The sequence below is a fragment of the Phenylobacterium ferrooxidans genome (genome assembly GCF_042714595.1).
In the GTDB taxonomy this organism is placed as follows: Bacteria; Pseudomonadota; Alphaproteobacteria; order Caulobacterales; family Caulobacteraceae; genus Phenylobacterium; species Phenylobacterium ferrooxidans.
In genome coordinates this window covers 125,044-136,125 of record NZ_JAOTJD010000004.1, presented here as the reverse complement: position 1 = coordinate 136,125, position 11,082 = coordinate 125,044, and the positions used below count along the sequence as shown (strand labels likewise).

Genomic DNA, 11,082 nt, shown 5'->3' with positions numbered 1-11,082 from the left:
GGCGGCGGCCAGCCCAGCGAGCGCCATGGCGCCGCCCAGGCGCGTAAGGACGTGGCGGCGGGCTGGGGCGGGTCGCATGGTGTCTTTCCTCGGGTGGCGGACGGGCGCGCGATGACGCTAGTAGATCGGCTCTGAGACGCCGTAGGCCGCCAAGGCGACCGTCTCGGCGACCGTCTCGGCGGGCGCCGGGATGTCCGGCGGGGTCTCGAAGTCCGGCAGGATCTCCACCGCTCCGGTGGCCTCGCGCACCACCGACTCCCGGTTTTGCAGATAGGCCGACTGGATCGTCGCATAGGGGTCGGTGGCGTCCTGGGCGATCGCCTCCAGGGTGGCGTCGGCGCTGGACCTGTAGTCCAGGGCGGTCACCCCCAGGCGACCAGCCCCGAAGTCGCTGCCAAGTCCGCCCGTGGCCAGGGATATGGGATCGGTCAGGGCGTCCACCACCTGCCCGAAGCCGTCACGCAGGGTCAGCGGCCCCACCAGCGGCAGGTAGAGATAGGGCCCGGCGTCCAGGCCGTATCGGCCCAGGGTCTGACCAAAGTCGGCGCGGCTGCGCTCCAGACCCACCCGGCTCGCGACGTCGAACACCCCAAGCACGCCCACGGTGGAATTGATCACGAAGCGGGCGCCGGCCGCCACAGCGCGCTTGGGACGACCCTGCAGGCCCGCATTGAGCACCGTCGAGGGCTCCCGCAGGTTATCCACCACCCGCGCCAGGCCCCTGCGGACCGGCGAGGGCGTGATCTTCATGTAGGCTCGGGCGATCGGGCCGACCAGCGCCCGGTCCAGGAACCCGTTGAAGGCGTAGGATCCGCGATTGAACCCCCGCCAGGGGTCCTTCTGCGCCGGCGTCGGCGCCAGCGGGGCGGGCGCTGCTTCGAGCGCCATGCTGTCCTCCAGGGCGGCGCTCTCCTCCACCGCCTGGGTCCAGGCCGCCCCGCCTAGCGCCACCGAAAGCGTCAGCCCCAACGCCACGATCAGGGCCGCCCCCGCGCGCGGACGGTCCCCGCTGGGCCTTGCTTCGACGATGTCTCGTTTGACGACCATGGACGTGGTCCCCCCAGACCACGGCGAAGCTTAGTTCCACCTCTCAGTGCCTGGAAACCTCCTTCGCGTGAAGGAAGAAGTCACTCAACCCAGGACCTGACCTCCGCAATCATGGGGATACCCATGCCCCCTATTCGTGCCGCAGGGCCTCGATGGGATCGAGGCGCGCCGCGCGCCGCGCCGGGAAATAGCCGAACACCACCCCGATCAGGGCCGCCACCGTGAAGGCCAGCAGGTTGACCGCCGGATCGAAGACGTAAGGCACCTTCATCCACCCCGCCAGGCCCGCCGAGGCCGCCGCGGCCAGCACCACGCCCACCAGGCCGCCGAAGGCCGACAGCACCACCGCCTCGATCAGGAACTGCAGCAGCACGTCGCGCTCCAGGGCGCCGATGGCCAGGCGGATGCCGATCTCCCGGGTCCGCTCGGTGACCGAGACCAGCATGATGTTCATGATCCCGATGCCCCCCACCAGTAGGCTGACGGCCGCGACCGCCCCCAGCAGCAGGGTCAGAACCCGGGTCGTCCCCGACATCGCCTGGGCGATCTGGCGGGTGTCCATGATGCTGAAATTGTCGTCCTCGTTGCTGGCCACCTTGCGCCGCTCGCGCAGGATGTCGGTGACCTGGCTCTTCACCCGGTCGGTGTCGTCGCTGGCCTTCACCGAGATCACCAGGGACCCGATGTCCTGGTCGCCGGTCAGCCTGCGCTGCACGGCCCGCAGGGGCATGATCACCACATCATCGGGGTCGCTTCCCATCGAGACCTGGCCGCTGGTCTTCAACAGCCCCACGACGTCGCAGGCGAAACCCTTCACCCGGATGCGCGATCCCACCGGGTCGGCGGTCGCAAACAGCTCCTTGCGCACCGTCTCCCCGATCACGCAGACCGGCCGCCCGGCGCGGGCCTCGGCGTCGTTGAACACCCGGCCCCGGGCCAGGACCAGGTTGCGGGCGGTGAAATAGGCCGGTTCGGCCCCGGTCACGCTGGTCGACCAGTTCTGCGCCCGATAGACGATCACCGCGCCGGCGCTCTCCACCCCGGAGATGGCGCCGATGCCGCTGACCCCGGCCTCGATGGCGGCGACGTCAGCGTCGCGGAAGCGCGGCGCGCGGCCCGCCTCCGGTCCCATCCTCTGACCGGGGCGCACCATCAGCAGGTTGGAGCCCAGGCTGGAGATCTGGTTGGTGACCGCGAGCGTCGCCCCATTGCCCAGGGTCACCATGGTGATCACCGCGGCGACCCCGATCACCACCCCCAGCACGGTCAGGATCGAGCGCACCAGGTTGCGGCGGATGGCGCCCAGGGCCAGTTTCAGCGCGCTCCACAGCATCAGATGTCCCCTGCGCCGTCTGAGGCGATCACACCGTCGACGAAGCGCACATGGCGCGGCGCATAGGCGGCCATGTCCGGCTCATGGGTGACCATCAGCACCGCGATCCCCTGGTCACGGTTGAGGCCGGTGATCAGGTCCATGATCCCGCGCCCCATCTCGCTGTCCAGGTTGCCGGTGGGCTCGTCGGCCAGCAGGACGGTGGGCCGGGTGACGATGGCGCGTGCGATGGCCACCCGCTGCTGCTGGCCCCCGGACAGCTCGGCCGGCGTATGGGTCCCCCAGCCCTCCAGCCCGACCATGGCCAGGGCCTGGGCCGCCAGCCGCCGGCGCTCAGGCGTCGAGACCCCGCGGTACATGAGCGGGAGTTCGACATTCTCGATGGCGCTGGTGCGGGCCAGCAGGTTGTAGCCCTGGAACACGAAGCCCAGGTGGCGGCGGCGCAGCAGGGCCCGCTGGCTGCGGTCCAGGCGCTCCACCGCCACGCCGCGGAACCGGTAGGAGCCGGCGCTGGGCACGTCCAGGCAGCCGATGATGTTCATCGCCGTCGACTTGCCCGAGCCGCTCGGCCCCATGATGGCGACGAACTCGCCCTCCCGCACGCTCAGGTTCACCCCCCGCAGGGCCTGGAAGGCGCCGGGGCCGGACCCGAACACCTTGGTGACCCCGGCCAGTTCGATCAGCGGGGGCCCGCCGGCCGCGGCGGTCATTTGGCGGCGGCGGCGGTTTCGGTGATCACCGCCATCCCCGCCTTCAGGTCGCCGCCGGTGACCTCGGTGTCGCGCCCGTCCGAGGCGCCCACCCGCACCGCCACCCGCACCGGAACCCCCTCGCGCAGCACCCAGACCTGCTGGGCCGCGGAGTCGGTGGAGCGCCGCGTCGGCCGCCCCCCCATCCGGGGCATGCGCGGCACCAGGGCGCTGGTGACGCTGGCGGCGCCCTTGGCCCGGGTCTCGGGCGGGGTGAAGCGCAGGGCCGCGTCGGGAACCAGCAGCGCGCCGGTGCGCCGCGAGGTGGTCATCTCGGCGGCCGCCGTCATGCCCGGCCGCAGCGACAGGTCGGCGTTGGTCACCGCCAGCACACCCGTATAGGTCACCACCCCCTCGGTGGTCTTGGAGCCCAGCCCCACCCGCGTCACCCGCGCCGGATAGCTCCGCCCCGGATAGGCGTCGACGGTGAACACCGCGGCCTGGCCGTCGGCGACCTTGCCGACATCGGCCTCGTCGATGTCCACCAGCAGCTCCATCCGCGTCATGTCTTCGGCGAGCGTGAACAACACCGGCGCCTGCAGGGCGGCGGCCACGGTCTGGCCCGGCTCGATCTTGCGGGTCAGCACCACACCGCTGATGGGGGAGCGGATGGTGGCCTTGCTGAGGTTGGTGCGGCTGGTGTTGAGGTTGGCGCGGGCCTGGGCCACCCCCGCCGAGGAGGCCGCCGCCGCCGCGCGCGCGCGCGCCAGGGCCGCGTCGGCCGCATCGACATCGGCCCTGGCCGGATAGCCGCCCTTGGAGATCTGGTAGAGCCGGTTCAGCCGCCCGGCCCGCAGGCCCGTCTCGGTCACGGTGGCCTGGTTCTGGCGAAGATTGGCCTGGGCCGCGGCCACCGCCCCCTCCCCCAGCGCGATCTGGTCGCGCAGTCGCGAAGTGTCCAGGGTGGCCAGCACCTGGCCCTTGCGCACCTTGTCATTGTCATCGGCCAGCACGCTGTCGACGGTGCCGGAGACTTCCGAGCCCACATCCACCTGGTTCACCGGCGTCAGCGACCCCGTCGCCAGCACAGAGACCACCAGGTCCCCGCGCCGCGCCGGCGTGGTCACGAACTGGGCCGGCGGTGGCGGCGCCATCGACCGAAACAGCAGCACCGCGGCCACCAGGGCCACGATCCCCAGCCCCACCCCGCTGGCCACCACCCACCGCCGCCGCGACGGCCCGGCCTTGGCGCTCGGGCCCAGCAGCGCCTCGAGATCGGCGGCGGAATTGGCCGGGGAATTGGCGGTGTCTTGCGGCATGGGGGGATATCCTTCAGCCCCACCTTACCCGCCCGCCGCCGGCGATCCTTGAGCCTGCTCAATTGCGCGGGGTTTTCGGGAAGGCGCGGCGATCCTATCCAACTTGAGATCGTCATCCTCGGGCTTGTCCCGAGGCCCCATGATCTCCGCCGCGCCGCAGTTGGCGCCAACCCCGCCACCGCCTCCGGCGCAGCCGGGATTGACGCTCTCGCCTGGGGCTGGCCCACCGTTCGTGTGGTTCGTGTGGTTCGTGGTTCCAAGTCTTTCGGCCGCGACGCCGCAAGACCGCAGAAGATTGTCCACGAACCACACGAACCACACGAACTACACGAACAGGCACGCCGAGAACGTGAAGCCCCCCTCAATCCCGGTCCCGTGGGATCCGCACCAGCCGATCGGGCACGCCGGGAATGTAGCTGACCAGCGTGATATTCATCATCTCCACGTCCTCCGGCGGCGGCTCCGGCGGCGCCGGCTCGGCGGCCCGCTCATGGGCCTCGGCCAGCTCGGCCTTCAGCCCATAGCGCTTGGGCGCCAGGCGCGAGGCCTGCCAGCGGGCGGCGTCGATCCGCACCTTGGCCAGGAAGGCGCTATCGCGGTCGGCGGCCTCGGCGATCTCCCACACCTGGTCAAAGCGCCGGTGGGCCTGCAGAACCCGCGCCCGCCCATAGGCCTCCAGGAAGTCGGCGTGGCGCCGCAGCCAGCCATAGACCGTGGTCTCTCCGGGCATCCCCTCCAGGGCGCAGGCCTGCCGCAGGCTCATCCCCAGGGCCAGCCGGTCGCAGATCAGCCCGGCCACGTGGGGGCAGTAGCTGCCCTCCCGCCCGCTCAGGGAACGCCCGTCGTACTGGGCCTGGACCACCTGCGCCGCGAACCCCGGCCGGGTCCGCCGCCAGGCCCGCACCGCCTCGCGGCATGGCATCCCAGGGTCGCGGCAGATCGCCGACAGGCTCTCGCCGGCCGCCACCCGCTGGCAGATCACCGCCCCCAGCGCCTCGGTGTACCGCCGCCACGGCCGCGCTGTCCGCGCGCCGGCCTGCGCCTGCGCCGGGCCCGGCGCCTCGGCCGGCTCATCGCCCGGCATGTTCCAGCTGGAATGGCGCCGCTCCAGGATCGGCGGCAGCTGCTCATCACCCATGCCAAATTCCCCGCGCGCTCCCGCGCCCGAGCCTCTGATTATGAACGGAAAACCTCGGCCCCCGCGCCTCAGGGCGCAGCACTGACCAATGCCGCGAATATGCCGAAAACGCGCGAGGCCGTCAAGAACAAAGAAGGAACATTTGTTGCTGCCCCATGCAACCCACTCCCCCCGTCATCCTGGGCCTTGTGCCTAGGACCCCTCTCTCGGCAGGCCCGGAGAGTCAGGTAGAGGCATCGATCGCCCCGCCTCACCCGGCGTCTCTCCCGGACCGGAAACAGGGGGCCTAGGCACAAGGCCTAGGATGACGGGGAGGGGCGATGGACGGCGCACGTTCGTGGGGTTCGTGGGGTTCGTGGTCAGCCTTCTTCCACGCAGCGGGCCAGCCCCGGCCTCGAAGGTGTTCCCGCTACGACATCGCCGAGCCCCCTACCCCGGCGCCCACCCCGCCGCCGCCAGCTCAAACCCCGCGAACTCGAAGCCCGGAACCACCACACACGCCACCAGCGCCCAGCCCTCGGCGCTGGCCTGCGCCGCCTGCCATTCCCCCGGCGCCACCACCCCCTGCGGCGCGTCGCCGGCCAGGGGCCCAAGTCGCATCGTGCTGATGGGACCGGTGTCATGGGCCGCCGTCTTCAGGGTGAGCGCCGTTCCCGCCTGGAACAGCCACAGCTCGGTGGCGTCGATGCGGTGCCAGTGGGAGGCCTGGCCGGCCTCCAGCAGGAAGAGGATGGCGGTGCCGGGGCTCCTGACACCGGTGTCGGCGGGCGCGGCGGGCGCGCGCCAGGTCTCGCGGTACCAGCCGCCCTCCGGGTGGGGGGCGAGGTCCAGGCGGGCGATCACGGCGGCGGCCGATTCGGCGGTCATCGTGAGAGCAGACACAAAAAACGCCGCCCTTGCGAGGCGGCGTCCTTGCCGTGCGAAATCGTGGGGTGGCCTTAGGCGCCGGTGCGGATGGCTTCGCGGGCCTGGGCCAGCAGCTCGTCCATCTTCATGCGCACGTCGCCCTCGCTGACGTTGACGCCCGAGCCCTTGAGGTCCTCGAACACCTTGCGCAGCACGTCGTCGTCGCCGGGCAGCTCGAAGTCGGACTTGATCACCGCCTTGGCGTATTCGGCGACGCGCTCGCCCTCCAGGCCCATCAGGCCCGCGGCCCATTCCCCCAGCAGCCGGTTGCGGCGGGCCCCGGCCTTGAATTCCTGGTCCTGATCCAGGGCGAACTTGTTCTCAAAACCGCGTTCGCGGTCGTTGAAGGTGGTCATGCGGTCTCCGGGATGCGGCCTTAACGAGGCTGCATATCCCCTGGCGCGCGCGCTCGCAACGCAAAGGCGCGTGTGCGGGGCCGATGGTCGTTTGCGAAGCGCAGGCCGATCGTCTATTTTTCGCCAGCCTCAGATCGGCGAGAGGCTTGGAGTCGGGATCGCGCGCGTTGGGACCAACGGCGCGCGTTTTTCGTTTCGGCTCCGGCCAGAACCCTCGCCTCGTGGAGAAGGCTGCGTATGACCACCCGCCGCAAGAAGATCTTCGAAGGCAAGGGCAAGATTCTCTACGAGGGGCCGGAGCCCGGGACCCTCATACAATACTTCAAAGATGACGCTACGGCGTTCAATTCACAGAAGAAAGCTGTCCTGGAAGGGAAGGGTGTCATCAATAATCGCATCAGCGAATATGTGATGACCCGGCTCAATTCCATCGGGGTCCAGAACCACTTCATCCGGCGCCTGAACCTGCGCGAGCAGCTGATCCGCGAGCTGGAGATCATCCCGCTGGAGGTGGTCTGCCGCAACGTGGCGGCCGGCTCGCTGTCGCAGCGCTTCGGCCTGCCCGAGGGCCAGGCCCTGCCGCGCTCGATCATCGAGTTCTATCTGAAGGACGACAAGCTGGGCGACCCGATGGTCACCGAGGAGCACATCACCGCCTTCAACTGGGCCTCGACCCAGGAGATCGACGACATGATGGCCCTGACCCTGCGGGTGAACGACTTCCTCACCGGCACCTTCGGCGCGGTCGGCATCACCCTGGTGGACTTCAAGGTGGAGTTCGGCCGGCTGTGGGAGAACGACTTCGCCCGGGTCATCCTGGCCGACGAGATCAGCCCCGACAGCTGCCGGCTCTGGGACGCCCAGACCAACGAGAAGCTGGACAAGGACCGATTCCGCCGCGATTTGGGCGACGTGATCGAGAGCTATACCGAAGTCGCCCGGCGGCTGGGGATCATGAAAGAGATGCCCACCGTGATCCAAGGAGGCCTGCACTAGTGCGCGCGAAAGTTCATGTGTTCCTGAAACCCGGCGTGCTGGACGTCCAGGGCAAGGCGGTTGAGGCCGCCCTGCACGGCCTCGGCTGGGGTCATGTCGAAGGCGTCCGGGTCGGCAAGACCATCGAGTTCGATCTCAAGGGCAAGGACGCCGCCGAGACCGAGAGCGAGGTCAAGGACATGTGCGAGAAGCTGCTCGCCAATACGGTCATCGAAAGCTACCGGGTCGAGGTGGCGTGAAGCCCTGGGCGCTCCCGCTGATGGGGGCGCTCCTGCTCTCCGCCTGCGCCGAGCCTGAGGCGCCCGCGCCACCACCGCTGAAACTGGACTGCGCCCTGGGCTTCGAGGCTCTGAGCGCCCAGATCGTGGCCGCGCCGGGCATGAAGCCGGCGGTCAAGGAGCGAGGCGAGCCCTTCAGGTACTACAACGCCGACGGCGGCCAGAGCTCCTACATGATCACCGAGCCCGGGGCGCCCGGACACCCGGCCATCCTGAAGCAGCAAGTCACCCCCGCAGGCGTCACCAACTCCGGCTGCGCCTATGGCGACGAGAAGGGTTACGCCGAACTGGTCGCCTATCTCGAGGCGCTCGCCAAGGCGCGCGCCAAATGACCCCGCTTCGCCTGGAAATCCCGCTCAAACCGGTCTAGGAACCCCGCCATGAAAGCCGCTGTCATCGTCTTCCCGGGATCCAACTGCGACCGCGACTGCAAGGTCGCCATCGAACGCTCCACGGGCGCGACGGTCGACATGGTCTGGCACGGCGACACCGCCCTGCCCCACGGACTGGACCTGATCGTCCTGCCGGGCGGCTTCTCTTACGGCGACTATCTGCGCTGTGGGGCCATGGCCTCGCTGTCACCGATCATGAGCGATGTGAAGCTGGCCGCCGAGCGCGGCGTGGCCACCGTCGGGATCTGCAACGGCTTCCAGGTGCTTTGCGAGGCCGGCATGCTGCCCGGCGCCCTGCTGCGCAACGAGGCGCTGAAGTACGTCTGCAAGCCGGTCGAGCTGGAGGTCACCAACGCCCAGACCCGCTTCACCGCGGGCTATGCCGGACGCCGCCAGGTCACCATGACGGTGGGCAATGGTGAGGGGAACTTCTTCGCCGACGCTGACACCCTGGCCCGCATCGAGGGTGAGGGGCAGGTGGTGTTCCGCTATCAGGACAATCCCAACGGCTCGGCCAACGCCATCGCCGGCGTGGTCAACGCGCGGGGCAATGTGCTCGGCCTGATGCCCCACCCCGACCGCGCCTTCGAGGCCGAGCTGGGCTCCGCCGACGGCGCGATCCTGTTCCAGAGCGCCCTCGCCAGCGCCTAGCGGCCGGCGAACAGAGGCAGGGCGTCGACCGACGTCGCCCCCTCGATCTCCAAGAGCTTCAGCTTCGTCACCCCGCCGCCCGGCGCGGAGAAGCCGCCCAGCTTGCCGTCGGCCCCCTGGACGCGGTGGCAGGGCATGATGATCGGGAACGGGTTCTTGCCCATGGCCTCGCCGACCGCCCGCGAGGCGGTGGGATCGCCCAGGCGCCTGGCGACCTCGCCATAGGTAAGGGTCTGCCCCGGCGGGATGGCGCGGCCGATGGCGTAGACCGCCCGCTGGAAGTCGCTCACCGCGCCCATGTCCAGCACGATATCGGCCAGGTCGTCCTTAGCGCCGGTGAGCAGACCTCGGATGCGGTCGATGGCGCTGGCGATGTCCGGAGTCGGAGCGCGCGCCTCGATCCCGGGAAAGCGCTGCTCGAAGCGCGCCTGCGCCTTTTCGTCGGAAGCGTCCGGCAGGCGGACGGCGACGATGCCGGCCTCGCCCCAGGCCAGGCCGCAGCGGCCGATGGCTGTGTCGAAGAGGGTGTAGCCGAGCTTTGACATAACCGCAGTCTACCAAACCCGGAGAGTCGCGCTGGCGGAATTCGGCTCTGCTTGACTTGGGACGGCAGGGGCGTAGCCTCGGCTCAAATTACAAGCGTAGTCCCATGAACATCACCGAGGCCGAGAGTCAGATCATGCAGGCGTTGTGGCGCAAGACGCCATTGACCGCCGACGAGATCGTGGCCGATGTCCGCGCCCGCCAGCCCTGGGCCGAGGCGACGGTGAAGACCCTCATCAACCGGCTGCTGAAGAAGAAGGCCATCAAGTCCGAGCGTGTCGATGGCCGCCACCAGTACGTGCCCCTCGTGGACCGCGCCAACTACGTCCAGGACGAGAGCCAGGGCCTGCTGGACCGCCTGTTCGAGGGCCAGTTGGCCCCCCTGGTGGCGCACTTCGCCCAGAACCGGAAGCTGAAACCCGAAGAGATCGCACGCCTCAAGAAGCTGATCGCGGAGCTGGACGACGATGACTGACCTGATCGCCGACCTGTTGCGCGCCAACCTCGCCGCCAGCCTTGCCATCCTCCTGGTGTTCGCCGTCCGCCTGCCGGCGCGGCGAATGTTCGGCGCCGAGATCGCTTACCGCTTGTGGCTGGTCGTGCCCCTGGCGTTCGGCGCCAGCCTGGTTCCGGCGGCCGAGGCGCCCGCTGGCGCGCCCGGCCCCTCCCTCCCCCTGCCGGTGGCGTTGATGCAGCCGGATGCGGGGTCGGGCGCCGCGCTGATCTGGGCCGCCGGGGCGCTGGCGATCCTGGCGCTGATGAGCCTTGGCCAGTGGCGGTTCCTGCGCCGGGCCAAGGCCGGCGCGGCGGGGCCTGCAGTGGTGGGCGTGATCGCGCCCCGCATCGTCACCCCCGCTGACCATGAGGCACGCTTCAGCCCCGAGGAACGCGCCCTGGTCCGCGCCCACGAGCGAGCCCACATCGACCGTGGGGATCCAAAGACCAACGCTTGGGTCGCTCTGTTCCAGGGCCTGAACTGGTTCAACCCCCTGGTCCATATCGCCGCCTATCACCTGCGCCTGGATCAGGAGCTGGCCTGCGACGCCACGGTGATGGCGCGGCGGCCGGGCGCTCGGCGGCTCTACGCCCAGACCATGCTGAAGACCCAGCTCGCCGCCACGCCCCTGCCCTTCGGCTGCTACTGGCCCGCGCCCTCGCGGCATCCGCTGGAGGCCCGGGTGGCCATGCTGAAACAGGCGCAGCCCTCGCACACGCGCGCCATGGCCGGCTTCTGGATCGTCGCGGCCCTGTCGTGCGCGACGGGCTTGGGGGCCTGGGCCGCCCAACCCCCATCCCCGCCCCATGTGCGCTGGCTCGATCTGCCCGACCAGGCGGCCAAGCGGCAGACGCGCGCCACCGTGGTGGTGATCTCCATGACCTCCGACCAGGTCGCGGCCTTGACCCGGGCGGCACGCTGACGCGGCGCTCGTGAAG

The 11,082-nt window shown here is 70.0% G+C and carries 14 protein-coding genes; 6 read left to right on the top strand and 8 right to left on the bottom strand.

The window, feature by feature from the left end:
• Window positions 1-117: 117 nt before the first annotated feature.
• The 7 genes from OCL97_RS03820 to OCL97_RS03790 form a co-directional block, all read right to left on the bottom strand.
• Window positions 118-1,047, bottom strand: a complete 930-nt coding sequence (locus OCL97_RS03820) for an MlaA family lipoprotein (RefSeq protein ID WP_377367740.1) — start codon at window positions 1,045-1,047, stop codon at window positions 118-120.
• A 130-nt stretch (window positions 1,048-1,177) separates the two neighbouring features.
• Entirely contained in the window at window positions 1,178-2,380 is a 1,203-nt protein-coding gene (locus OCL97_RS03815; RefSeq protein ID WP_377367738.1) for an ABC transporter permease, read from the bottom strand.
• Window positions 2,380-3,090 (bottom strand): ABC transporter ATP-binding protein, encoded by a 711-nt coding sequence (locus OCL97_RS03810; protein ID WP_377367736.1) that lies wholly within the window; start codon window positions 3,088-3,090, stop codon window positions 2,380-2,382. Before OCL97_RS03810 ends, OCL97_RS03815 begins: the two co-directional genes overlap by 1 nt.
• Window positions 3,087-4,388 (bottom strand): efflux RND transporter periplasmic adaptor subunit, encoded by a 1,302-nt coding sequence (locus tag OCL97_RS03805; RefSeq protein WP_377367734.1) that lies wholly within the window; start codon window positions 4,386-4,388, stop codon window positions 3,087-3,089. Before OCL97_RS03805 ends, OCL97_RS03810 begins: the two co-directional genes overlap by 4 nt.
• A gap of 361 nt (window positions 4,389-4,749) precedes the next feature.
• Entirely contained in the window at window positions 4,750-5,526 is a 777-nt protein-coding gene (locus tag OCL97_RS03800) for a terminase small subunit-like protein (RefSeq protein WP_377367732.1), read from the bottom strand.
• Between the two features lie 429 nt (window positions 5,527-5,955).
• Entirely contained in the window at window positions 5,956-6,393 is a 438-nt protein-coding gene (locus OCL97_RS03795) for a cupin domain-containing protein (protein WP_377367730.1), read from the bottom strand.
• Window positions 6,394-6,464: 71 nt separating this feature from the next.
• Window positions 6,465-6,788: a DUF1476 domain-containing protein gene (locus tag OCL97_RS03790; protein WP_304782254.1), complete on the bottom strand. Its 324-nt coding sequence runs from the start codon at window positions 6,786-6,788 to the stop codon at window positions 6,465-6,467.
• 237 nt (window positions 6,789-7,025) lie between these two features.
• Here OCL97_RS03790 and purC point away from each other — a divergent pair, with 237 nt between their 5' ends.
• The 4 genes from purC to purQ are packed head-to-tail and all read left to right on the top strand — an operon-like array spanning window position 7,026 to window position 9,105.
• Entirely contained in the window at window positions 7,026-7,784 is a 759-nt protein-coding gene (gene purC, locus OCL97_RS03785; RefSeq protein WP_304782251.1) for a phosphoribosylaminoimidazolesuccinocarboxamide synthase, read from the top strand.
• Window positions 7,784-8,023 (top strand): phosphoribosylformylglycinamidine synthase subunit PurS, encoded by a 240-nt coding sequence (purS, locus tag OCL97_RS03780; RefSeq protein ID WP_215339286.1) that lies wholly within the window; start codon window positions 7,784-7,786, stop codon window positions 8,021-8,023. Before purC ends, purS begins: the two co-directional genes overlap by 1 nt.
• Window positions 8,020-8,394, top strand: coding sequence for a hypothetical protein (locus tag OCL97_RS03775; RefSeq protein ID WP_377367726.1), 375 nt, complete (start codon window positions 8,020-8,022; stop codon window positions 8,392-8,394). The genes purS and OCL97_RS03775 overlap by 4 nt, the downstream gene beginning before the upstream one ends.
• Before the next feature lie 48 nt (window positions 8,395-8,442).
• On the top strand, window positions 8,443-9,105 hold the full coding sequence (gene purQ, locus OCL97_RS03770; protein ID WP_377367724.1) for a phosphoribosylformylglycinamidine synthase subunit PurQ: 663 nt from the start codon (window positions 8,443-8,445) through the stop codon (window positions 9,103-9,105).
• Here the strand turns inward: purQ and OCL97_RS03765 are convergent.
• The gene (locus OCL97_RS03765) at window positions 9,102-9,650 is read right to left on the bottom strand and encodes a methylated-DNA--[protein]-cysteine S-methyltransferase (RefSeq protein WP_377367722.1); all 549 of its coding nucleotides are present in this window, start codon (window positions 9,648-9,650) and stop codon (window positions 9,102-9,104) included. The genes purQ and OCL97_RS03765 overlap by 4 nt on opposite strands.
• Before the next feature lie 104 nt (window positions 9,651-9,754).
• On the opposite strand from OCL97_RS03765, the gene OCL97_RS03760 reads away from it, so the two are divergent.
• Together OCL97_RS03760 and OCL97_RS03755 are read left to right on the top strand one after the other, a co-directional pair.
• Window positions 9,755-10,123, top strand: a complete 369-nt coding sequence (locus tag OCL97_RS03760; protein WP_305339092.1) for a BlaI/MecI/CopY family transcriptional regulator — start codon at window positions 9,755-9,757, stop codon at window positions 10,121-10,123.
• Window positions 10,116-11,066 (top strand): M56 family metallopeptidase, encoded by a 951-nt coding sequence (locus OCL97_RS03755; protein WP_377367719.1) that lies wholly within the window; start codon window positions 10,116-10,118, stop codon window positions 11,064-11,066. The genes OCL97_RS03760 and OCL97_RS03755 overlap by 8 nt, the downstream gene beginning before the upstream one ends.
• Window positions 11,067-11,082: the final 16 nt, after the last annotated feature.